The 22,219-nt window shown below is 60.1% G+C and carries 17 protein-coding genes and 2 pseudogenes; 10 read left to right on the top strand and 9 right to left on the bottom strand.

From position 1 onward, the window contains the following. Nucleotides 1–1,041: 1,041 nt before the first annotated feature. Both ACOZK9_RS26050 and ACOZK9_RS26045 read right to left on the bottom strand, forming a co-directional pair. Nucleotides 1,042–1,332: a DUF3077 domain-containing protein gene (locus ACOZK9_RS26050; protein WP_099235575.1), complete on the bottom strand. Its 291-nt coding sequence runs from the start codon at nt 1,330–1,332 to the stop codon at nt 1,042–1,044. 328 nt (nt 1,333–1,660) lie between these two features. Continuing rightward, nucleotides 1,661–2,608 (bottom strand): LysR family transcriptional regulator, encoded by a 948-nt coding sequence (locus tag ACOZK9_RS26045; RefSeq protein ID WP_099235574.1) that lies wholly within the window; start codon nt 2,606–2,608, stop codon nt 1,661–1,663. Between the two features lie 131 nt (nt 2,609–2,739). Between ACOZK9_RS26045 and ACOZK9_RS26040 the strand changes: the two genes are divergently transcribed. Continuing rightward, nucleotides 2,740–4,257, top strand: a complete 1,518-nt coding sequence (locus tag ACOZK9_RS26040; RefSeq protein ID WP_421556889.1) for a CoA-acylating methylmalonate-semialdehyde dehydrogenase — start codon at nt 2,740–2,742, stop codon at nt 4,255–4,257. A 15-nt stretch (nt 4,258–4,272) separates the two neighbouring features. Further along, complete coding sequence (gene mmsB, locus ACOZK9_RS26035; RefSeq protein ID WP_421556888.1) at nt 4,273–5,160, top strand: 3-hydroxyisobutyrate dehydrogenase; 888 nt, start codon at nt 4,273–4,275, stop codon at nt 5,158–5,160. A gap of 53 nt (nt 5,161–5,213) precedes the next feature. Here the strand turns inward: mmsB and ACOZK9_RS26030 are convergent, their stop codons facing one another. The 3 genes from ACOZK9_RS26030 to ACOZK9_RS26020 form a co-directional block, all read right to left on the bottom strand. Further along, nucleotides 5,214–6,464, bottom strand: coding sequence for an OprD family porin (locus tag ACOZK9_RS26030; RefSeq protein WP_421556887.1), 1,251 nt, complete (start codon nt 6,462–6,464; stop codon nt 5,214–5,216). A 141-nt stretch (nt 6,465–6,605) separates the two neighbouring features. Continuing rightward, nucleotides 6,606–8,006: an amino acid permease gene (locus ACOZK9_RS26025; RefSeq protein WP_421556886.1), complete on the bottom strand. Its 1,401-nt coding sequence runs from the start codon at nt 8,004–8,006 to the stop codon at nt 6,606–6,608. A 207-nt stretch (nt 8,007–8,213) separates the two neighbouring features. Then, entirely contained in the window at nt 8,214–9,110 is an 897-nt protein-coding gene (locus tag ACOZK9_RS26020; protein ID WP_421556885.1) for a LysR substrate-binding domain-containing protein, read from the bottom strand. Nucleotides 9,111–9,298: 188 nt separating this feature from the next. On the opposite strand from ACOZK9_RS26020, the gene ACOZK9_RS26015 reads away from it, so the two are divergent. The 4 genes from ACOZK9_RS26015 to ACOZK9_RS26000 all read left to right on the top strand — a co-directional run bounded on the left by ACOZK9_RS26015 (nt 9,299) and on the right by ACOZK9_RS26000 (nt 13,228). Beyond that, the gene (locus ACOZK9_RS26015) at nt 9,299–10,063 is read left to right on the top strand and encodes a sulfite exporter TauE/SafE family protein (RefSeq protein WP_058414172.1); all 765 of its coding nucleotides are present in this window, start codon (nt 9,299–9,301) and stop codon (nt 10,061–10,063) included. Between the two features lie 123 nt (nt 10,064–10,186). After that, nucleotides 10,187–10,777, top strand: a complete 591-nt coding sequence (mdaB, locus tag ACOZK9_RS26010; RefSeq protein WP_058414173.1) for an NADPH:quinone oxidoreductase MdaB — start codon at nt 10,187–10,189, stop codon at nt 10,775–10,777. A gap of 30 nt (nt 10,778–10,807) precedes the next feature. Continuing rightward, nucleotides 10,808–11,704, top strand: a complete 897-nt coding sequence (locus ACOZK9_RS26005) for a LysR family transcriptional regulator (RefSeq protein ID WP_058414174.1) — start codon at nt 10,808–10,810, stop codon at nt 11,702–11,704. Nucleotides 11,705–11,782: 78 nt separating this feature from the next. Continuing rightward, complete coding sequence (locus ACOZK9_RS26000) at nt 11,783–13,228, top strand: SulP family inorganic anion transporter (protein ID WP_058414175.1); 1,446 nt, start codon at nt 11,783–11,785, stop codon at nt 13,226–13,228. Nucleotides 13,229–13,365: 137 nt separating this feature from the next. On the opposite strand, the gene ACOZK9_RS25995 is transcribed toward ACOZK9_RS26000, so the two are convergent. Continuing rightward, nucleotides 13,366–13,746 (bottom strand): lysozyme inhibitor LprI family protein, encoded by a 381-nt coding sequence (locus ACOZK9_RS25995; protein ID WP_421556884.1) that lies wholly within the window; start codon nt 13,744–13,746, stop codon nt 13,366–13,368. A 244-nt stretch (nt 13,747–13,990) separates the two neighbouring features. On the opposite strand from ACOZK9_RS25995, the gene ACOZK9_RS25990 reads away from it, so the two are divergent. The 4 genes from ACOZK9_RS25990 to ACOZK9_RS25975 are packed head-to-tail and all read left to right on the top strand — an operon-like array spanning nt 13,991 to nt 18,090. Then, entirely contained in the window at nt 13,991–15,340 is a 1,350-nt protein-coding gene (locus ACOZK9_RS25990) for a GntT/GntP/DsdX family permease (RefSeq protein ID WP_235592441.1), read from the top strand. A gap of 26 nt (nt 15,341–15,366) precedes the next feature. Then, nucleotides 15,367–16,227, top strand: a complete 861-nt coding sequence (locus ACOZK9_RS25985; RefSeq protein WP_421556883.1) for a MurR/RpiR family transcriptional regulator — start codon at nt 15,367–15,369, stop codon at nt 16,225–16,227. Nucleotide 16,228: 1 nt separating this feature from the next. Next, nucleotides 16,229–17,692, top strand: coding sequence for an N-acyl-D-amino-acid deacylase family protein (locus tag ACOZK9_RS25980; RefSeq protein ID WP_421556882.1), 1,464 nt, complete (start codon nt 16,229–16,231; stop codon nt 17,690–17,692). A gap of 29 nt (nt 17,693–17,721) precedes the next feature. Beyond that, nucleotides 17,722–18,090 (top strand): glyoxalase superfamily protein, encoded by a 369-nt coding sequence (locus ACOZK9_RS25975; protein WP_421556881.1) that lies wholly within the window; start codon nt 17,722–17,724, stop codon nt 18,088–18,090. Between the two features lie 213 nt (nt 18,091–18,303). Here the strand turns inward: ACOZK9_RS25975 and ACOZK9_RS25970 are convergent. From ACOZK9_RS25970 to ACOZK9_RS25960, 3 genes and pseudogenes are all read right to left on the bottom strand, one after another. After that, nucleotides 18,304–18,897: pseudogene (locus ACOZK9_RS25970) on the bottom strand (methyl-accepting chemotaxis protein); the annotation flags it as partial. A 261-nt stretch (nt 18,898–19,158) separates the two neighbouring features. Further along, nucleotides 19,159–20,223: pseudogene (locus ACOZK9_RS25965) on the bottom strand (methyl-accepting chemotaxis protein); the annotation flags it as partial. 165 nt (nt 20,224–20,388) lie between these two features. Then, the gene (locus tag ACOZK9_RS25960) at nt 20,389–22,218 is read right to left on the bottom strand and encodes a CocE/NonD family hydrolase (RefSeq protein ID WP_421556890.1); all 1,830 of its coding nucleotides are present in this window, start codon (nt 22,216–22,218) and stop codon (nt 20,389–20,391) included. Nucleotide 22,219: the final 1 nt, after the last annotated feature.

Below are 22,219 nucleotides of genomic sequence, written 5' to 3'. Positions count from 1 at the left end.
GCCCGCTCCCACACTTATTTGAATGTGGCGCAGAATTTTGCAGCTGCCGCAGTTCAACTGTGGGAGGGGGCTTGCTCCCGATGGCGGTGGTTCAGCTACTGATTTATTGACTGACCCACCGTCATCGCGAGCAAGTCCGCTCCCACACTTATTGGAATGTGGCGCAGAATTTTGCAGCTGTCGCAGTTCCACTGTGGGAGGGGGCTTGCTCCCGATGGCGGTGGTTCAGCTACTGATTTATTGACTGACCCACCGTGATCGCGGGCAAGCCCACTCCCACACTTATAGGAATGTGGCGCAGAATTTTGCAGCTGTCGCAGTTCAACTGTGGGAGGGGGCTTGCTCCCGATGGCGGTGGTTCAGCCAAAGATGTATTGACTGACCCACCGTGATCGCGGGCAAGCCCACTCCCACACTTATTGGAATGTGGCGCAGAATTTTGCAGCTGTCGCAGTTCCACTGTGGGAGGGGGCTTGCTCCCGATGGCGGTGGATCAGCTACTGATTTATTGACTGACCCACCGTGATCGCGAGCAAGCCCGCTCCCACACTTATTGGAATGTGGCGCAGAATTTTGCAGCTGTCGCAGTTCAACTGTGGGAGGGGGCTTGCTCCCGATGGCGGTGGTTCAGCTACTGATTTATTGACTGACCCACCGTCATCGCGAGCAAGCCCGCACACACTTATTGGAATGTGACGCAGAATTTTGCAGCTGTCGCAGTTCAACTGTGGGAGGGGGCTTGCTCCCGATGGCAGTGGTTCAGCCAAAGATGTATTGACTGATCCACCGTGATCGCGGGCAAGCCCACTCCCACACTTATTGGAATGTGGCGCAGAATTTTGCAGCTGTCGCAGTTCAACTGTGGAAGGGGGCTTGCTCCCGATGGCGGCGGTTTGGCTACTGATTTATTGACTGACCCAATGCCATCGCGAGCAAGCCCGCTCCCACACTTATTTGAATGTGGCGCAGAATTTTGCAGCTGTCGCAGTTCAACTGTGGGAGGGGGCAAGCCCCTTGCCACATTTTACAAACCGCGTTCGCTTAAGTGCCTGGCGTCATTGCTTGCGTCAGGTCATCCACTACTGCTTTGCCCATCTCACACAGGTAATGCGCGGCCCATGCGTATTGCTCGCCGCGTACATCCATGGCGGCTTCCATTGCGAGTTTCTTGGAGTAAAAAAGCAGGGTGGAGGCGTGCTCCAGGGCTTCGCCGATGGGCATGCCGGAATTGACGCGGAACAATGGTTTTTGATTTTCGCCGTAGTCGCCGAAGGTGACGATGCCGAGGGTAGTGACGGAGGAAAGCGGTGGATCGGGGACGATTTTGCTCATGATGATTGCTCTCTGCTGAAGTAGAGCCGCCACATCACATCGCTAAACATGAAGAGGGTGGCAGCTGTGTGCAGGTTAGCGATCCGGGTTGAGAGCGCCCCGGGTAGACTCAAGGTCTCCCGCACACAGCCGCCATAAAACGCTTAAAGCTGGCGGCTGCCAGCTGATTCGTTTGGTGCGGTGCCTCTCTTGACGTCCGGATCGCTAAACCCGATCGCTGATGTGCAGCGACCCAGAGAGGCTAGAGACCCAAACGGTAAGGCGCAATAGGCTAGAGAGTCTCTAGGAAACGTCCTGCAAGTTAAAGCGAAACGTCGTTGATGGCCCTTTAATCCGCAAACCGCATCTCGCGCGTTTCCCCCATCAGCAACCCCGCGTTCTGCTCCGTCACCTCCCGGATGTAATCCCACAACAACGTGATCCGCTTCAACTTGCGCAGATCCTCCCGGCAATACATCCAAAACTGCCGCGTAATCGCAATCTGCTCCCCCAACACCGGCAACAACCGCGCATCCTGCGCCGCCAAAAAGCACGGCAATATCGCCATCGACCGGCCTTGCTGCGCCGCGACGTACTGCGCGATCACACTGGTACTGCGCAAACTTGCGCTGGCGCCGGGCACCACGTTCGCCAGGTACAACAGCTCCGAACTGAAGGCTAAATCATCCACGTAGCTGATAAACGGATGCTCGGCCAAATCGGCAGGGCGTTGGATGGGCGGGTGTTGGTCGAGGTAATCCTGGGTCGCGTAGAGCTGTAATGTGTAGTCGCACAATTTGCAGCACACGTAAGGCCCGTGTTCCGGGCGTTCCAGGGCGATAACGATGTCGGCTTCGCGCTTGGACAGGCTGATGAAGTGCGGCAGCGGCAGGATGTCGACCGAGATGGCCGGGTAGGTGTCGACGAAATGGCTCAACTGCGGCGTGATGAAAAAGCTGCCGAAACCTTCGGTACAGCCCATGCGCACATGGCCGGAGAGCGCTACGCCGGAGCCGGAGACTTGCTCGCAGGCCATGTGCAAGGTGCTTTCGATAGACTCCGCGTAACCCAACAAACGTTGGCCCTCGGCGGTTAAGACAAAACCGTTGGTCCGCGATTTTTCGAACAGCAAGGTGCCGAGTGATACTTCCAGGGAACTGATGCGCCGCGACACGGTGGTGTAGTCCACCGCCAGGCGCTTGGCGGCGACGCTGGCTTTGCGGGTGCGCGCCACTTCGAGAAAAAACTTCAGGTCATCCCAGTTCAGGGAGCCCAAGGACGTGATGTTTTTTTGCATATAGGACCGGCTTTTATGTGCGTTCTTATTAGAAGTTTGCACATCTATACTCCAAAAACAGTCCGAACGCCTCATTCCCAAGGCGGTTTACGCGCCTTGTCTCTGCATAACTATAAGATTTGGAGACCCTCATGAACGCATCTGCCGACATTGCCGTGCAACAGGTCAAGCTGCTGATCAACGGTGAATGGCTCGAGTCCAGGACCACTCACTGGCAAGACGTCGTCAACCCGGCCACCCAGCAAGTGCTGGCCAAGGTGCCGTTTGCCACGGCCGATGAAGTGAATGCCGCCATCGACGCTGCCCACCGCGCCTTCCAGACCTGGAAGCTGACGCCAATCGGTGCGCGCATGCGCATCATGCTCAAGCTGCAAGCGTTGATTCGCGAACACTCCAAGCGTATCGCCGTGGTCCTCAGCGCCGAGCAGGGCAAGACCATTGCCGATGCCGAAGGCGACATTTTTCGTGGCTTGGAAGTGGTGGAACATGCCTGTTCCATCGGCACGTTGCAGATGGGCGAATTTGCTGAAAACGTCGCCAGTGGCGTCGACACCTACACCCTGCGCCAACCCATCGGCGTGTGCGCGGGCATTACCCCGTTCAACTTCCCGGCGATGATCCCGCTGTGGATGTTCCCGATGGCCATCGCCTGCGGCAACACCTTCGTTCTTAAACCGTCCGAGCAAGACCCGCTGTCGACCGTGCTGCTGGTGGAGCTGGCGCTGGAAGCCGGTGTGCCACCTGGCGTGTTGAACGTGGTGCACGGCGGCAAAGACGTGGTGGATGCGCTGTGCACGCACAAAGACATCAAGGCCGTGTCTTTCGTCGGCTCGACTGCTGTGGGCACGCATGTTTACGACTTGGCGGGCAAACACGGCAAGCGCGTGCAGGCGATGATGGGCGCGAAGAACCACGCCGTGGTGCTGCCCGACGCTAACCGCGAACACACGCTGAATGCGCTGGTCGGTGCCGGTTTTGGCGCGGCGGGCCAGCGTTGCATGGCGACCTCGGTGGTGGTGCTGGTCGGCGCGGCCAAGCAGTGGCTGCCGGACCTTAAGGCGCTGGCGCAAAAGCTCACCGTGAATGCCGGCAGCGAAGCGGGCACCGATGTTGGCCCGGTGATTTCCAGGCGCGCCAAGGCACGCATTTTGGAGTTGATCCAAAGCGGCGTGAAAGAAGGCGCCACGCTGGAGCTGGACGGCCGCGACATCACGGTGCCGGGTTTTGAGCAAGGCAACTTCGTCGGCCCGACGCTGTTCTCGAGCGTGACCACGGATATGCAGATCTACACCCAGGAAATCTTCGGCCCGGTGCTGGTGGTGCTCGAAGTCGCGACGCTCGATGAGGCCATCGCACTGGTCAACGCTAACCCGTTCGGCAACGGCACCGGTTTGTTCACCCAGAGCGGCGCGGCGGCGCGTAAGTTCCAGAGCGAAATTGACGTGGGCCAGGTCGGCATTAACATCCCGATCCCGGTGCCGGTGCCGTTCTTCAGTTTCACCGGTTCGCGTGGCTCCAAGCTCGGCGACCTCGGCCCGTACGGCAAGCAAGTGGTGCAGTTTTACACCCAGACCAAAACCGTCACCAGCCGCTGGTTTGACGACGACACGGTCAATGATGGCGTCAACACCACCATCAACCTGCGCTGAGTTCGGGAGACGACCATGAAAATTGCATTTATCGGCTTGGGCAATATGGGCGCGCCCATGGCCCGCAACCTGATCAAGGCCGGCCACGCGCTTAGCCTGTTCGACCTCAACCAGGCGGTACTCAAAGAGCTGGCCGAACTGGGTGGCCGCATCAGCGACTCGCCGCGTGATGCGGCGCACGGTGCTGAGCTGGTCATTACGATGCTGCCGGCCGCTGCGCATGTGCGCAGTGTGTGGCTGAATGACGACGGCGTTTTGGCCGGTATCGGCGAAGGCGTACCGGCGGTGGATTGCAGCACCATCGACCCGCAAACCGCGCGCGATGTGGCCGCTGCCGCCGTCAAACAAGGCGTGGTAATGGCCGATGCGCCGGTGTCCGGCGGCACCGGCGGCGCCAGTGCCGGCACGCTGACGTTTATGGTCGGCGCACCCCCGGAACTGTTCGCCACCTTGCAACCGGTGTTGGCGCAGATGGGCCGCAACATCGTGCATTGCGGTGACGTCGGCACCGGGCAAATCGCCAAGATCTGCAACAACCTGTTGCTCGGCATCAGCATGGTCGGCGTCAGCGAAGCCATGGCGTTGGGCGACGCGCTGGGCATCGACACCCGCGTGCTGGCTGGCATCATCAACAGCTCCACCGGGCGCTGCTGGAGTTCGGACACTTACAACCCGTGGCCCGGTGTGATCGACACTGCGCCGTCGTCGCGGGGTTATACCGGCGGTTTCGGCGCCGACCTGATGCTCAAAGACCTGGGCTTGGCCACTGAGGCCGCGCGCCAGGCCAAGCAGCCGGTGATCCTCGGCGCCGTGGCTCAACAGTTGTATCAATCGATGAGCCAGCGCGGGGAAGGTGGCAAGGACTTCTCGGCGATCATCAACAGCTATCGCAAGCCCGTGTAGGCGAATTTGCGAGAGCCCGCGTGGGTGGGCTCTCGTTTTTTACAGGCTACGCGTTACCACAGTGGCCGCTCATAACTGACGATCAAGCGCGTTTCGTCGACATTGCGTTCAAAGTTGGAACGCACCATTGCGTTGCGCAAACGTACCTTCACGTTTTTCAGCGTCGGGTTCTGGAACGCATACGTCACGTCGATATCGCGTTCCCATTCGTGGCCGTCCGAGCGCCCTGGGCCGCGGTCTACGTTGCTGCCCGATGCATAGCGAGTAAACAGCGAAAGGCCAGGCGCGCCGAGTGCGGTGAAGTCATAGTCGTAGCGAGCTTGCCAGGAGTTTTCATCTTTATTGGCGAAGTCGCTGTATTGGAAAAAATTCACCAGCGACGAAAAGCTTCCTCTCAGGGATGCGTATCCCGTATTGCCTGACATGGTTTGATAAGCGCCGGTCCATTTATGCGACCCCAATGAATAACTGAATAGCGCGCCCAACGCGGTGTTGTCGATGTTGCTGTTGCCGTTGTTGGTCGCGCGCGCGTAACGCAGTTCGCTCTTCAGGCTTTGGTTCTCGGCGATCGGGTAGGTATGTTGAACGGTGGCAGAGTGTTTTGTGTAAAGGTCATCCAGCGCGCTGTAGTAGTAACTGCCGGTGAGTTGTTTAGTGAAGGCGTAACTGCCGCCGGCGAAGTCGAACGCGTTCGATTGGTTCTTGCCCCGCACGACAATGTTCTTGCGTGAGCCGGTACCCACACCCAGCGCTTCATAGTTGGTGGAATTGCCTTGATTGACCTGGGTGATTCTGCCCGCATCCAGCGTCAGGTCTTGCACTTCCTGCGAGCGCAGGTAGCCCCCTTTGAACAGTTGCGGCTGCAAACTGCCGATGTTTTTTTCCAAAAACGGCAGTGGCGGCATCACCAGTGTGCCGATTTTCAGTGTACTTTTTGAGGCCCTCAGTTTGGCGGTAAAACCTACCTCGCCGTAGCTGTCTTCGGCTTTGCCGGATTCTCGCACCGGCAGCAGGCCGCTGCGGGTTCGGCTGGCACTTGAGTCGAGCTTGAACCCGGCCATGGCGAGCACATCGACGCCCACACCCACGGTACCTTCGGTAAAGCCCGACTCCAGTTGCAAGGCGAAACCCTGTGCCCACTCCTCGCGCTTGGATTGCATGGCATCGGGGTCGCGATAGTCGCGGTTGTAGTAGAAGTTTTTCAGTTCGAGCTTGCCGGTACTGTCACTGATGAAGTCAGCGAATACGCTGGGCGCAAGAAAGGAGCAAAGGGTTAAAACGCCTACGTTGATTGTTGTGTTCATTTAAGCAGCCTGCGTGAGTGGAAGTGCTCATCACAGGCTGCTGTAAACCCCTTTTAAACTGACCTAGGACTCGTTTGAAGGAGGGCAGGACTTATCTGATTCTGCGCGCGCCATGTCGCGGCAGAGGTCATGCAAATGGGGTTAGCGCACCACGGCAGAGTTCGCGTTTTTGACCCGCAACCGGTAGGCAATGTAGATAATCCCGATCCAGATGGGCATTGCAAACACCGACTCACGAATGCCCGGGATCGCCAGCATCACGCTGATGATCATTGCCATAAACGCCAGGCACAGGTAGTTGCTGAACGGGAACCAGAAGGTCTTGAACGACGGCACCACGCCTTGCTCGCCCATGGCTTTGCGGAACTTGATGTGGGTGATACTGATCAGCGCCCAGTTGATCATCAGCGATGCAACCGCCAACGCAAACAGCAGCCCGAGCGCATTCTGCGGCGCTATGTAGTTGACCACCACGCACAGCATCGTCACCAACGCCGAAACCGCCAGTGCGCGCAGCGGCACGCCTTGCTTGTTCAGCTTCATCAGCGCTTTGGGCGCATCGCCTTGCTCGGCCAGGCCGAACAGCATGCGGCTGTTGCAGTACACGCCGCTGTTGTATACCGACAGCGCAGCGGTCAGCACCACGAAGTTGAGGATATGCGCGGCGGTGTCGTTGCCGATCAGCGAGAAAATCTGCACAAACGGGCTGCCGCTGTATGCGTCGCCCGACGCGCCGAGGGTTTGCAGCAGTTGGTCCCATGGGTACAACGACAGCAGCACGGTCAGCGCGCCCACGTAGAAAATCAGGATGCGGTACACCACCTGGTTGATGGCTTTGGGGATCACTTTGCGCGGTTCGCTGGCCTCGGCGGCGGTGATACCCACCAGCTCCAGGCCACCAAACGAGAACATGATGAACGCCATCGCCATCAACAGCCCCATGCCGCCATTCGGGAAGAACCCGCCGTGGCTCCACAAGTTGCTGACCGAGGCTTGTGGGCCGCCGGTGCCGCTGAACAGCAGATAGCAGCCGAGCACGATCATGCCGACAATTGCCACCACCTTGATGATCGCAAACCAGAACTCGGTTTCACCAAAGAACTTCACGTTCAGGGTATTGATCAGGTTCACCGCCACAAAAAATACCAGCGCGCTGACCCAGGTGGGGATTTCCGGCCACCAAAACTGGATGTACTTGCCCACCGCCGTCAGTTCGGCCATGCCCACCAGTACGTAAAGTACCCAGTAGTTCCAGCCTGACAAAAAGCCTGCGTAACCGCCCCAATATTTATGCGCGAAGTGGCTGAAGGAGCCGGCCACTGGCTCTTCGACAATCATCTCGCCGAGCTGGCGCATCATCAGGAACGCGATAAAACCCGCAATCGCGTAACCCAGGATCATCGACGGGCCTGCCGACTTGAGCACCCCGGCCGAGCCAAGGAACAACCCCGTGCCAATCGCCCCTCCCAAGGCAATCAGCTGAATATGCCGGTTCTTCAGGCCACGCTTGAGGCCTACCGGTTTAACCATGTCATCCGCCATTAACTTTCCTATCGACTGGTATTTCTTGAGGGGGATTGCACGCCGCACCCGCCCTCAGAAGTGCTGAGGGGGCAGATATTACTCTGCGTAAACTTTTCGTAATACAGCTGAGCGCCATCAAGTGCCTGATCTGCTAGCCATTGCGGGGTCGACTCGACCATTGGCGCGAGCCTTTGGCAGGGCGCAAGCCCCACAGGGATCGCTGTACTACGGGGTTTTCCGCACGGGCAGGGCCAAGGCATCGAACAAGGCTTTGGCGTAACCGGGCAACTGTTCGAACGAACGCGCGCACAGCAGCAGCGTGCGACAGGCCCACGCTTCGCGTAAAGGTTGCACCTTGACGCGGCGTTCCAGCGGCCAACGTTGCAATGCGGCCTGGGGCACGATGCCCAGGCCGGCACCGTGGGCGACCATGCGAATCAGCCCGTCAAAGCCGTCGGCGCGGATTCGTGTTTGCAAGCGAAAGCCCGCGTGCAGCGCCTGTTCTTCCAGGTACACCGCCAGCGCGCTATGCGCGGCCAGGCCCACGTAGTCGTGTTGCAGGCTGTCGACAAAACTCACTGGCCCGCTCGCCAACGGGTGCTCCAGCGGCATGATCAGCACCAGCGGGTCGTCGCGAAAGGCCAGGGTCTGCAGGCCATGGGCGTCTACTGCGTCGGAAATGATCCCGAGGTCTGCCGTGCCCTGGCGCAAGGCTTGGGTAATGCGCAGGCTTGGCAGCGCTTGCAGCTCGATACCGAGGTTGGGGTGTTCGCGCAAAAAATCCGCGAGCAACTCCGGCAGGTATTCGCTGAGGGCGGTGGTGTTGCACAGCAGGCGCACCTGGCCTTTGATGCCATTAGCGTATTCCGCCAGGTCGTGTTGCAGGTGCTCAGCCTGTTGCAGCAGCAAGCGCGCGTGCCTGGCCAGCGCTTTACCGGCGGCAGTGGGCGTGACGCCTCGGCGCCCGCGCTGCAGAAACGCGGTGCCCAGCGACGCCTCCATCGCCCGGATGCGCGCGCTGGCGGCGGCCAGCGACAAATGGCTGCGGCTGGCGCCTGCGGTAATGTTGCCGGTGTCAAGAATATGCAGGTACAAGCGCAGGTCGATCAGGTCAAAGTGCATCGCGGGCTCCTCGGTTGGCTGGGCTGGCCCCATCGTGAGCAAGCCCACTCCCACAGTTTGATGTGTGAATACAGTCAAGTGTGGGAGCGGGATTGCTCGCGATGAGGCCCTCAGCCTCACAAAAAACAAGAGGCTGCCTCAGTATATGGCGAATGTGCGACCGCCTCTAAAACCTGCACACTGCGCGCATGAATACTTCCCTGGCGTTCTACCAAACGATCGGCCCCGCCTTGACCCTGCTGGTGTTCGGCACCTTCCTGCTGGCCGGCACCGTCAAGGGCGTGATTGGCCTAGGCCTGCCCACCGTTGCCATGGGCCTGCTCGGCCTGGCTATGTTACCGGCGCAGGCTGCCGCGCTGCTGATCATTCCTTCGACGGTGACCAACCTCTGGCAACTCACGTTCGGTGGCCACTTGAGGTCGCTGATCAAACGCCTGTGGCCAATGCTGCTGTTGATTTTCCTCGGCAGCGGGTTTGGCAGCGTATGGCTGGGCATGGACGGCGGGCATTGGGTGGTGCGCGCGCTGGGTGCGGCGTTGCTGGTGTATGCGCTGAGTGGGCTGTTGTTGCCCGCGTTCAACGTAAAGCCACACACCGAGCGCTGGCTGGGCCCGGTGTGCGGGTTGATCACAGGCGTCATCACCTCGGCCACCGGCGTGTTCGTGATACCCGCTGTGCCTTATCTGCAAGCGCTGGGTTTGACGCGAGACGAGTTAGTGCAGGCGTTGGGGTTGTCGTTCACAGTGTCTACGCTGGCGCTGGCGGCCGGTTTGGCTTGGCGCGGCACCCTGGGCGGCGGTGAAATAAATGCCTCACTGCTGGCGCTGGTGCCCGCGTTGCTGGGTATGTGGCTCGGCCAGGCGCTGCGCCAGCGTATCAGCGCGCAACTGTTTAAAAGGGTGTTTTTTATCGGCATGGTGTTGTTGGGGGGCCATTTGTTAATCAGCGGATAAATCAAAAGTACCGGTCTATTCGTGCGCTCAGGTCAAGTGTATTTTGCCGCGTCGAGGGTTATTCCGGGGCGCCCATCTCCGTAGTCTGCGGGCATACATTGATAACCCTCTGGACTCGCTCCCATGAAAAAAGTACTCCTGCTTAACGGCGGCAAAAAGTTCGCTCACTCCGACGGCCGCTACAACACCACGCTGCACGACGCCGCCTTGGCGGTGCTGGACCGTGGCGGTATCGACGTCAAAGTCACGCATATCGACGAAGGCTACGACGTGGCCGAAGAAGTCGCCAAATACCTCTGGGCCGACGTGATCATTTACCAGATGCCCGGTTGGTGGATGGGCGCGCCGTGGATCGTCAAAAAGTACATCGACGAAGTGTTCACCGAAGGCCACGGCAGCCTTTACGCCAGCGATGGCCGCACGCGTTCCGATGCGACGCAAAAATATGGCAGCGGCGGCCTGTTGCACGGCAAACAGTACATGTTGTCGTTGACCTGGAACGCGCCGCAGCAAGCGTTTGACGACCCGGCTGACTTCTTCGAAGCCAAGGGCGTGGACGCGGTGTACTTCCCGTTCCACAAGGCCAACGAGTTTCTTGGCATGCGCGCTTTGCCGACCTTTCTGTGCGTGGACGTGATGAAACGCCCAGCCATCGAGGCCGATGTGGCGCGCTACGAGCAGCATCTGGCGCAGGTGTTCACGCTCTCGGTGTAAGCTGCTGCGAACCGTTACCGAGGACCGCCCGTGAAAGCCCGATCCGATGAATTACAGATCTTCGTCAGCGTGATTGAGTGCGGCTCGATTTCTGCGGCGGCGGAGCAGGTCGGGCAGACGCCCTCGGGGGTCAGCCGCACCTTGTCGCGCCTGGAGGCCAAGCTCGACACCACGCTGATCAACCGCACCACGCGGCGCATGGACCTGACCGAGGAGGGCAAGTACTTTTTTGAGCAGGCCAAGGTGATTCTGGCGCAAATGGAGGAGTTGGAAGAGCGCCTGTCGTCACGCCAGAAAACCCCGGCGGGGCGGTTGCGCATCAACGCCGCCGTGCCGTTCATGCTGCATGGCATCGTGCCGTACATCGCTGAATTTCGTCGCTTGTACCCCGAGATCCAGCTTGAGCTGAACAGCGATGACGTGATCATCGACCTGCTGGAGCAGGGCACCGACATCGCGATTCGCATCGGTGCGCTGGCCGACTCGACCTTGCACGCCCGTTCCCTGGGCTGTACGCCGCTGCATATCCTCGCCAGCCCCGGCTACCTCAAACACTATGGCACGCCCGGCACAGTCGCCGAATTGGCGGACCACACGTTGCTGGGGTTCACCCAGACCGAAACCCTCAACCATTGGCCGCTACGTCACGTTGAGGGCGACCGCTGGCTGATTGCGCCAAGCATCGCCGCGTCCAGCGGTGAGACCTTGCGCCAACTGGCGCTGGAGGGGCAGGGCATTTGCTGCCTGTCGAACTTCATGACGGTTGAAGACATCAACGCAGGGCGCCTGGTGCCGGTGTTGGAGGCGTTCAACAGCGGCTATCGCCAGCCGATTCATGCGGTGTTCTACCGTAACTCGCAGTTGGCGCTGCGTATTCAGTGTTTCCTGGATTTCATCCAGACCAAACTGGCGCGGTATGCCTGCTGACCCCATAAGTTCACTGGCCCCACCCGCTGCAATTTCGTACCATTCCCGACCTTATTCCCCGCAATGCCTTGGTACTTCATGAACCTCACCCGTCTGCGCGCCGATGCTCTGGCCGGCCTCACCACGTCCTTTGCGTTGTTGCCCGAGTGCATCGCCTTCGCCCTGGTCGCTCATCTCAACCCGCTGATGGGCCTCTACGGCGCCTTTATCATCTGCACCCTCACCGCGTTGTTCGGCGGCAGGCCAGGCATGGTCTCTGGCGCAGCGGGTTCGATGGCGGTAGTGATCGTCGCGCTGGTAGTGCAACACGGCGTTGAATACTTGCTGGCGACGGTGCTGTTGGGCGGGCTGATCATGGTCGCGTTCGGCCTGTTGCGGCTGGGCAAGCTGGTGCGCATGGTGCCGCACTCGGTGATGCTGGGTTTCGTCAACGGCCTGGCGATCATCATTGCACTGGCGCAACTGGAGCATTTCAAAAGCGGCGACAGCTGGCTCAGCGGCACGCCGTTGTACGTGATGACCGGGCTGGTCGCGCTGACGATGGCCATCGTTTACCTGCTGCCGCGCCTTACCCGCGCCGTGCCGCCTGCGCTGGTGGCTATCCTCGGCGTCGGCCTGGCGGTGTACTTGCTCGGCCTGCCGACGCGCACGCTGGGCGACATGGCCCACATCGCCGGCGGCCTGCCGACGTTCGCGCTGCCGCAGATCCCCTGGTCGATGCACACCCTCAGCATCATCGCGCCTTACGCGTTCCTGATGGCCATGGTCGGCTTGCTGGAAACCCTGCTGACCCTGAACCTCACCGATGAAATCACCGAAACCCGTGGCTACCCCGACCGCGAAAGCGTGGCCTTGGGCGCGGCGAATATGGTCTCGGGGCTGTTCGGTGGCATGGGTGGTTGCGCGATGATCGGGCAAACCGTGATCAACCTGAGTTCGGGTGGGCGCGGGCGATTCTCCGGGGTGTTTGCCGGGGTGATGATCCTGTTGTTCATTTTGTTTCTGTCACCGCTGATTGAGCGCATTCCGCTGGCGGCGCTGGTCGGTGTGATGTTTGTGGTGTCGCAACAGACCTTCGCCTGGGCGTCGTTGCGGGTGATCAACAAGGTGCCGCTCAACGACGTGCTGGTGATTATCGCGGTCACCGTGATCACTGTGTTCACCGACCTGGCCACGGCCGTGCTGTGCGGCATCGTGATTGCGGCGCTGAACTTTGCCTGGCAACAAGCGCGTGAGCTGTATGCCGATGAGCATCTGGAAGCTGATGGCAGCAAGCTCTATCGTTTGCACGGCACCTTGTTTTTTGCGTCGACCACGCCGTTTTTGAACCAGTTCGACCCGGCCAATGACCCGGCCCAGGTGACGCTCGATTGCCGTCACCTGAGCTTTGTCGACTATTCAGCGATTGCCGCGCTGATGACCTTGCGCGAGCGTTACAGCAAGGCCGGCAAGCACCTGCGGGTGCTGCATTTGTCGGAGCGCTGCAAAAAGCTGCTCAAGCGCGCGAAGGTTCATCACGATTGAGTGTGTTTGCGTTGGATTGCGCAGCCGTTGCATTTTTGGGGCTGCTTCGCAGCCCAACGCGAGCAAGCCCGCTCGCCACACAAGCACGTTCACCACGCTTGCCCGCTCGTCACAGGTCCACTTGTGGCTGAGCGCGGTTATGGCCCAACCAGGTTTTCAAGTTCCTCGGCGCGGGTTTGGGTCATGTCCAGCATGCAGCCGGAACCATTGACCCGATCAATAGTGCCGCCAGTGGCACTGCCTATAAACTTGCAATTAGCGTCGCGGTAGGTGATCCACAGGCGCTGCACATCCTGCAGTTGCTTCTTCTGCGCACCCTCTTGGGCGGACAGCGCCGTTTTGTAGGCGCGGTTCAGGCGAGCGTCCTGCACCTTGGTTTCATTGACGTTGCAAGCGACCATATCTCCGGTCGTGTTGGCCGTGTCCATGCATTTGCTCTGTGCGGCGTTGTCGGCGGCTGCAGCGCTGCCACACACGGCAACCAACAGGGCGCTGACGGCGAGGGAGGTACGAAGCATGATCGGTTCCTGTCTGACTGAGTTCGCCTTCTATGACTCGATTGAAGCCATTGAGTTTCCAGCCCCAATTGATGCTGATGTAAGAACACCCCTCGAATTTTCATGCAGTGGCGTTGCACATATCCCCAGGCGACAGCGCGTACCTGTGGACGAAAATTACTTTCATAAAAATTGAAAATACTCATCGGGAATGATTTATGAGTTTCACAACCAATTCGACGTGACCCTTTCCGAGGAGTACCGCATGGCCGCATCACCGGGCTTTGGGCTATTGGCATACGCTGCCATTGCCATCATTGCATTGATCGTGCTGATTGCACGTTACCGGCTCAACCCGTTTATCGTCATCACGCTGGTGTCTATCGGGCTGGCGCTGATGGCCGGGATGCCGGCCGACACCATCATGGGCTCGTATGAGGCCGGCGTCGGTAAAACCCTGGGGCATATCGCCCTGGTCGTGGCGCTGGGCACCATGCTCGGCAAGATGATGGCAGAGTCCGGCGGCGCCGAGCAGGTGGCGCGCACATTGATCAACCGCTTCGGCGAACGCAACGCGCATTGGGCAATGGTGTGTATCGCGTTCCTGGTGGGGCTGCCGCTGTTTTTCGAGGTTGGTTTTGTGTTGCTGGTGCCGATTGCCTTTACCGTGGCGCGGCGGGTGGGCGTGTCGATCCTGATGGTCGGTTTGCCGATGGTGGCCGGTTTGTCGGTGGTGCATGCGCTGGTGCCGCCGCACCCGGCGGCAATGATGGCGGTGCTGGCGTATAACGCATCAGTCGGGCAGACCGTGCTGTATGCGATTTTGATCGGCATTCCCACCGCGATTATCGCCGGGCCCTTGTACGCCAAGTTCATCGTGCCGCGTATTCACCTGCCGGCGGAGAACCCGCTGGAGCGCCAGTTTATCGAGCGTGAACCGCGCGAAAGGTTGCCGAGTTTTGCGCTGACCATGGGCACTATCCTGTTGCCGGTGGTGTTGATGATGATCGGCGGCTGGGCCAACGTGATTGCCACACCGGGCACCGGCTTTAACCAGTTCCTGCTGTTTATCGGCAACTCGGTGATCGCGCTGCTGGTGGCGACCCTGGTGAGCTTCTACACACTGGGCCTGGCCCAGGGTTTTAACCGTGAGTCGATCCTCAAATTCACCAACGAATGCCTGGCGCCGACCGCCAGCATTACCTTGCTGGTGGGCGCGGGTGGCGGGTTGAACCGCATCCTGGTGGACGCGGGCGTTACCCACGAAATTCTCGGCCTGGCCCACGCGTTCCATCTGTCGCCGCTGGTGATGGGCTGGCTGTTCGCCGCGCTGATGCGCATCGCTACCGGTTCGGCCACCGTGGCCATGACCACCGCGTCCGGGGTGGTCGCGCCCGTCGCAATGGCGTTGGGTTATCCACACCCGGAATTGCTGGTATTAGCGACCGGGGCGGGTTCGGTGATCTTTTCCCACGTCAACGACGGCGGCTTCTGGCTGATCAAGGAATACTTCAATATGACGGTCATCCAGACCTTCAAGACCTGGACCGTGCTGGAGACCCTGATTTCAGTAGTCGCCTTCGGTCTCACTTATGGCCTTTCACTGGTTTTATGAGCCTTATCCTGTAACCCGGAGCCCCGATGGACATCCTCTACCAGATCCGCGCCCGCCAGGACTCTTTCAGTGCCGGCGAAGGGCGCATCGCCAAGCTGATGCTCGATGATGTGGGGTTTGCCGCCTCGGCCAGTCTGGACGCGTTATCGCAGCGCGCCGAGGTCAGCACGGCGACGTTGTCACGCTTTGCGCGCAGCGTGGGTTGCCGCGATTTACGTGATTTGCGCTTGCAGTTGGCGCAGGCCAGTGGTGTTGGCAGCCGCTTCCTCGACCCGGCGGGGTTGCCGGAACAGTCGGCGTTTCACCGGCAAATTCTTGGGGACATCGAAGCGACCTTGCGCCAGCACCTATCAGGTTTTAACCAAGCGAGTTTTGCTGATGCGGTCAGCCTGTTGGGCAAGGCACGCATGCTGCACGCGTTTGGCATGGGCGGCCCGTCGAGCGTGTGCAGCGACGAATTGCAGGTGCGGCTGGTGCGTTTGGGTTACCCGATTGCCGCCTGCCATGACCCGGTGATGATGCGCATCACGGCGGCGACGCTGGGCCCTGAGCAAGCGCTGATCGTGTGTTCGTTGACCGGCCTCACGCCTGAACTGTTAGAGGTGGTGACGCTGGCGCGCAACTATGACGCGCCCGTCGTCGCCATCACCCTTGCCGATTCACCGTTGGCGCAACTCGCGGATGTGGTGCTGCCGTTGCAACTGGCCGAAACCAGTTTTATCTACAAACCCACCGCGGCGCGCTACGGAATGCTGCTGGCCATCGACCTGCTCGCTACCGAGCTGGCGCTGACCCTGCCGGACGACAACCAGGAGCGCCTGCGCCGGATCAAACTGGCCCTCGACGATTACCGCGGCGGCCCCGACAGCCTGCCGCTTGGAGACTGATATGCAGTACGACACGCTGATTCGCCAGGCGCTGATCATGGATGGCAGCAACACCCCGGGATATATCGCCGACGTTGGGCTGCGCGGCGGGCGCATCGAGACGATTGGCGACTTGTCCACAGCGCAGGCGCAGCATCAAATCGACGCGCATGGCCGGGTATTGGCGCCGGGGTTTATCGACGTGCACACCCACGATGACACGGTGGTGATCCGCCACCCGCAGATGCTGCCCAAGCTCAGTCAGGGCGTGACCACGGTGATTGTCGGCAACTGTGGCATCAGTGCCTCGCCGGTGAGTTTGCGCAGTGATCCGCCAGACCCGATGAACTTGCTGGGCAAGCGTGAGGCCTTCGTTTATCCGCGTTTTGCCGACTACCGCGCCGCCGTCGAAAGCGCCCATCCGGCGGTCAACGTCGCCGCGTTGATTGGCCACACGGCGCTGCGCAGTAACCATATGGACGATTTGCAGCGCACCGCCACGCCCGAAGAAATCGCGGCGATGCGCGTGCAATTGCGCGAAAGCCTCGACGCCGGCGCGCTCGGTTTATCCACAGGCTTGGCGTATGCCAGCGCGTTCAGTGCCGAGACCGATGAAGTGCTGCAACTCAGTGAAGAACTGACGGCGTTCGGGGCGGTGTACACCACGCATTTACGCAGTGAGTTTGAGCCGGTACTGGAGGCGATGGATGAGGCGTTCCTGATTGGCCGACACGCCAAGGCGCCGGTGATTATTTCTCACCTCAAATGCGCGGGCGCGGGGAATTGGGGGCGTAGCCCGCAGCTGTTAGCGTCGCTGGAGCTGGCTGCGAAAACCCACCCTGTCGGCTGTGATTGTTATCCGTATGCGGCCAGTTCCTCGACCCTGGACCTCAAACAGGTCACCGATGCGTTTCGCATCACCATTACCTGGTCGACGCCGCACCCGCAAATGGGCGGGCGCGACTTGCAGGAAATCGCCGGCGAGTGGCAGGTTTCGCTGATGGAAGCAGCGCGCCGCCTGCAACCTGCGGGGGCGGTGTACTACGGAATGGATGAAGCCGATGTGCGACGCATCCTTGCGCACCCACTGTCGATGGTCGGCTCTGATGGCTTGCCTGAAGACCCGTTTCCGCATCCCCGGCTATGGGGCGCGTTTCCACGGGTGTTGGGGCATTTCAGCCGCGATGTGGGGTTGTTCCCGCTGCACACGGCGGTGCACAAAATGACCGGCTTGTCGGCGGCGCGGTTCGGCTTGGCCGAGCGCGGTGAAATTCGTCAAGGGTATTGGGCCGACCTGGTGCTGTTCGACCCATTGCGCGTGCGCGATGTGGCAGATTTTGAAGCGCCCGAACGCGCGGCGGAAGGCATTGACGGGGTTTGGATCAACGGGGTGTTGAGCTACAGCGATGGGCAGGCGAATGGTCTGCGGCCGGGGCGTTTTTTGCCGCGCAGTGGGGATTTGCGTCGAGGCTTTTGGTCTTTATAGTGGGCGCTCTCACACACGGAGCGGTCGCGATGCACTTAGGAAAAGTCACCCCCATTTTGCGGATTTTCGACGAGGCCAAGGCGTTGGAATTCTACGTCGACTTTCTAGGCTTCAAGGTGGATTGGCAGCATCGTTTCGAGGCGAATTTCCCGTTGTATCTGCAAGTGTCGTTGGGCGAGTGCGTGCTGCATTTGTCCGAACACCACGGTGATGCGTCGCCAGGCTCGGCGGTGCGGATTCAGGCGCAAGCGGTGGATGCGTACCAGCAGCAATTGCAGGGCAAGGGCTACCGTTATGCCAAGCCTGAAGCAGAGCAAACGCCTTGGGGCTCGCGCGAGATGAGCATCAAGGACCCGTTCGGGAATCGGCTGGTGTTTGTCGAGGAAGGCGAGGGCTGATCGGTAAAGTGCAGGCAATAAAAAACCGCCTTAGTAGGGCGGTTTTTTATTTGGAGGGCCGAGTATGTCTAAGTTTGCCTGTGGCGAGGGGGCTTGCTCCCGTTGGGTTGCGCAGCAGCCCCAAGGCGTTCACTGCGCTCCCTACCCCAAGCCACGATCACCTTCAGCAGGGCCGCGTCGACAAGCCCAATCGCCACTGATAACGCGTTGAGTTTAAACCCGGAAATGGCTGACCATCTGCTGCAACTGGCTACCCAAACGCGCCAGTTCCACGCTCGACTTGGCCGTCTCGTCACTTGCGGTAGCGGTCTGCTCCGACACATCGCGCACGTTCACAATGCTGCGGCTGATCTCTTCAGCTACGGCGCTTTGCTGTTCGGCCGCGGCTGCAATCTGCTGGTTCATCGACTGAATGTTCGACACTGTACGGGTGATGTTTTCCAGCGAGACGCCGGCCTTGCGGGTCAGCTCGACGCTGCTGTCGGTGAGGCTGCGGCTGTTGTTCATCACGCTGGCCACTTGTTGGGTGCCGTTCTGCAAACCGGCGACCAGGCCTTCGATTTCTTCAGTGGATTTTTGTGTGCGCTGGGCCAGGCCACGCACTTCGTCGGCAACCACGGCAAAGCCGCGACCGGCTTCACCGGCACGTGCCGCTTCAATTGCGGCGTTGAGTGCCAGCAGGTTGGTCTGTTCGGCCACGGCTTTGATCACATCCATCACGCTGCCGATCTTGTTGCTCTCTTGCTGCAGGTGCGTCATGGCGTCGGTGGAACGTGCCACTTCGGCAGCCAGGCGCTCGATCTGGGCGATGGCCTCGGCCACCACTTTGTCGCCGGCGCGCGCTTGACCGTCTGCCTCGGCAGCGGCAAGGGACGCCTGCTCGGCGTTACGGGCTACTTCCTGCACGGTGGCCGTCATTTCGTGCATCGCCGTGGCGACTTGATCCGTCTCGATCTTCTGGCTGTTTACGCCGGCGCTGGTCTGCTCGGTAACGGCCGACAGCTCTTCGGCGGCACTGGCGATTTGTGTCACGCCGTCGCGAATACCACTGATCAATTCACGCAGGGTCGTGCCCATGCGCTGGATGCCTTGTTGCAACACGCCCAGTTCATCGCGGCGGGTGATCTGGATGTTGTGGCTCAGATCGCCAGAAGCAATGCGTTCCACCACGGCCAGGGTTTCCTGGATAGGGCGAGTGATCTGGCGAGTAATGACCAGCGCCGCGATGATGCCGACCAGCAATGCCAGCAACGTGCTGATCAATTGCAGGCTGCGGGCCTGGGCGCTTTCGGCGTCGCGGCGATCGAGTTGAATATCGTAGAGCTTCTCACTGATAGACACGATGTCGCTGCCCTGAGTGGTCATCTCGGCGCGAGCAGTAACGATGTTGTTGTTGGCCGCTTTATAGGCCTGTACGGCACTGCGATACGCGCCCAGCGCGGTTTCCAGTGACGCCAGTGCGCTTTGTTGGCTGCTGCCGAACGCGCTGCTGAGGTTTTTCAAACCCGCGATGGCTTTCTCGATTTGCGCCGCGGCGCGGGCTTCGGTCTCGGCGTTGGCGTTAGTGGTGTAGCCACGCACGTCGTAGCGCGCCAATTGGAATTCTTCCTTGGCATTGGTCACGGCCTGGTATTGCGCGAAGCGCTCCGGACTGTCGGGCATCTGCTGCACGCTGGTGTCCAGGGCGTTGATTTGCTCATTGGCGATGGCTGCCTTGTCGCCCATGACTTGGCGTGAGCTATTACCGTTACGGTAGGCTTCGCGCATCTTGTTCAGGGACTGTTGATAGGCGGTGATGACGGCCTTCTGCTGGTTGAGCAGCTTGAGGTTTTCCGGGCTCTTGAAGCTGTCCAACAGCTTCTGTTGCTTGGCGGCAAAAGCATCCAGGTTAGTCTGTACGGTCTGTGCCACCGCTTCGTCGCCATCGGCCAGCATGTATTGCAGGCGCACGATACGCAGCTTGGTCAGGGACGCATTGAGCTGGGTGATGTCGCTCATCCAGTTGCTACGGTCGATCAGGCTGCCCAGGCTGGTCCAGCCGGTAAGGGCCAGGATGGACGTGAGGACCAGCACCAGGCCGAAGCCCAGGCCGAGTTTGAGGTTGACGCTGATGTTGCCGAACCAGCTATTCATCGAATGCTCCGCAAGAATGATGTCTGTCTGCTGGACGGTGTTGTTGTTTGAGCCAGCCAATTGTATGTAGCGCTGTATCGGCGGCAAGCGATGATTCTTAAATACTTTTCTTACGCGGGCGACGAAGGGGCGCCATCGCCGCGTGGCAATGGCGACCCTGCGCGCTCACAGTGCCGAGGCGTCAGGCATCACGGTCAGCCTCAGGTACGACGTGGCCCCGGGGCTCATGTGCACGGTGTTACGTGCGACTCGCGGGTGGTTGGCCTGGCCTGAAGGTTCGCCGCTGTTGGGGTTGACGTCAAAGCGCGGGAAATTGCTACTGGCGATGTCCAGGCGCAGCCGATGGCCGCGCTTGAACAGGTTGCAGGTGGCGAAGGGCTCGATCAGTACTTTGACCCGTTTACCAGGTATGAGGAGCGTCGGCTGTTCCCAGGATTCGCGATAGCGGCAACGGTGGATGCCATCGGTAATATTCATCGCAAAGCCGTCGGGGTAATCGGCACTCGGTGGATACACGTCGATCAGCTTGGCGGTGAAATCGGTGTCGGGCGCATCGCTGTCGATCCACAACTCGATCTGCACGCTACCGACGACAATCAGGTCTGCATCGAGTGGCTCGGTCTGGAAACTCAGCACGTCATCGCGCTCGCTCAATGGGCGGTTGTCGCCTCGGGTGCCGAAGAAGTCGGCGCGTTCACGTTGATCAAAAGCACCGCCCACAAATACCGGGGCGCCGGACGTCAGCGCGCCGCCGAGGGTCGGGACCGGATGAGCGGGGTCGGCGAAGTAACTCAGGTGCGTGTCGACGCCTTCGGGCGCAGTACGCGTCAGCTGCTTTTGCGCATTCAAGTACAAGGTCAATGCCTGGCTGCCCGGCAGTGGCCACTGCGATGATTGCAGCCAGCGGCCGCCGTGGTCCATGCGACCGTTTTGGTCCCGATTGCCAGTGCCACCGCCCATTAGAAACATTTGAACATTGGCTCTGGGGATCGGCGGCGAAGGCTTGAGTGTTTGCTCGAACCACGCCAGGCGGCAACTCAGCCAGTCCTGATCGACCTGGCCATCGAACACGGCCGCAGGCCCGAAATCCACATCGCCACTGTGGCTGATGTTGCGATCGCCATGCAGCCAGGGGCCCATGACCAGGCACTGGTTTGCCGTGCCGTTTTGCCTGAAGGCGGTGTAGTTGGCCAGGGTGGAGCTGACATAAGCGTCGTACCAGCTGGACATGAACAGCACTGGAATATCCGGTAACTGTGAGTAGTGGCCTTCGGCGTAGAGGCCGGACTTCTGCCAGTATTGGCTGAAGGTGCCCTGGGCCCATTGCTCCAGCACGTAGGCTTCGTACTCCGGCACATGGCGCAACGGAGACTGGCCGGGTTGCCACGGCATCCGCGTAAACCACTGATGAATATCCTCCTGCTCCAGCGCCAGGCGAACCTGTGGGTTGGCCAGTGCTGCCGGGCTCTCCTTGGCCTGGCGAAAGGCCCAAGTAGCCTGCTTGAGTTCGAATGCACCGCCCTGGCGGATCCCGCACTGGTAGGCGTTGGCGAATCCGCCACTGTCCAGCACCATACTGCTCAGGCCCGGTGGGTGCAGACAGGCCATCGCTAGCTGTGTATGGGCGGCGTAAGACAGGCCCATGCTGCCGACTTTGCCGTTGCACCAGGGTTGCTGGACGATCCAGGCCAAGGTGTCAAAACCATCTTCGCCTTCAGCGGTGTATTTGGTGAACAGCCCTTCGGAGGCGTAGCGCCCACGACAGTCCTGGAAGATGGCGACAAAACCTTGTTGAGTAAAACGCGTCGCCATCTGTTCGCGGGAGATGTGTTGGCCGTCGAGCTGTTTTTCCGAGCGCGAAGGTTTGCTCTTGTCGTAAGGCGTGCGTTCGATGACGACGGGAAAGGGGCCGTCGCTGCCTGCCGGTAAATAAATATCGGTGGCCAGGTGGATGCCATCGCGCATCGGGATCATTTGGTTGTGCAGGATTTGCATG

Origin of the sequence: Pseudomonas kitaguniensis, assembly GCF_049199985.1 — a bacterium.
GTDB classification, from domain to species: domain Bacteria; phylum Pseudomonadota; class Gammaproteobacteria; order Pseudomonadales; family Pseudomonadaceae; genus Aquipseudomonas; species Aquipseudomonas kitaguniensis.
This window is presented reverse-complemented; position numbering and strand designations above follow the sequence as displayed.

Coding starts and splice junctions, on each gene's coding strand:
- ACOZK9_RS26050 (WP_099235575.1), bottom strand. CDS start 1,332: ATGAGCAAAATCGTCCCCGATCCACCGCTTTCCTCCGTCACTACCCTC.
- ACOZK9_RS26045 (WP_099235574.1), bottom strand. CDS start 2,608: ATGCAAAAAAACATCACGTCCTTGGGCTCCCTGAACTGGGATGACCTG.
- ACOZK9_RS26040 (WP_421556889.1), top strand. CDS start 2,740: ATGAACGCATCTGCCGACATTGCCGTGCAACAGGTCAAGCTGCTGATC.
- mmsB (WP_421556888.1), top strand. CDS start 4,273: ATGAAAATTGCATTTATCGGCTTGGGCAATATGGGCGCGCCCATGGCC.
- ACOZK9_RS26030 (WP_421556887.1), bottom strand. CDS start 6,464: ATGAACACAACAATCAACGTAGGCGTTTTAACCCTTTGCTCCTTTCTT.
- ACOZK9_RS26025 (WP_421556886.1), bottom strand. CDS start 8,006: ATGGCGGATGACATGGTTAAACCGGTAGGCCTCAAGCGTGGCCTGAAG.
- ACOZK9_RS26020 (WP_421556885.1), bottom strand. CDS start 9,110: ATGCACTTTGACCTGATCGACCTGCGCTTGTACCTGCATATTCTTGAC.
- ACOZK9_RS26015 (WP_058414172.1), top strand. CDS start 9,299: ATGAATACTTCCCTGGCGTTCTACCAAACGATCGGCCCCGCCTTGACC.
- mdaB (WP_058414173.1), top strand. CDS start 10,187: ATGAAAAAAGTACTCCTGCTTAACGGCGGCAAAAAGTTCGCTCACTCC.
- ACOZK9_RS26000 (WP_058414175.1), top strand. CDS start 11,783: ATGAACCTCACCCGTCTGCGCGCCGATGCTCTGGCCGGCCTCACCACG.
- ACOZK9_RS25995 (WP_421556884.1), bottom strand. CDS start 13,746: ATGCTTCGTACCTCCCTCGCCGTCAGCGCCCTGTTGGTTGCCGTGTGT.
- ACOZK9_RS25990 (WP_235592441.1), top strand. CDS start 13,991: ATGGCCGCATCACCGGGCTTTGGGCTATTGGCATACGCTGCCATTGCC.
- ACOZK9_RS25985 (WP_421556883.1), top strand. CDS start 15,367: ATGGACATCCTCTACCAGATCCGCGCCCGCCAGGACTCTTTCAGTGCC.
- ACOZK9_RS25980 (WP_421556882.1), top strand. CDS start 16,229: ATGCAGTACGACACGCTGATTCGCCAGGCGCTGATCATGGATGGCAGC.
- ACOZK9_RS25975 (WP_421556881.1), top strand. CDS start 17,722: ATGCACTTAGGAAAAGTCACCCCCATTTTGCGGATTTTCGACGAGGCC.
- ACOZK9_RS25960 (WP_421556890.1), bottom strand. CDS start 22,218: ATGCAAATCCTGCACAACCAAATGATCCCGATGCGCGATGGCATCCAC.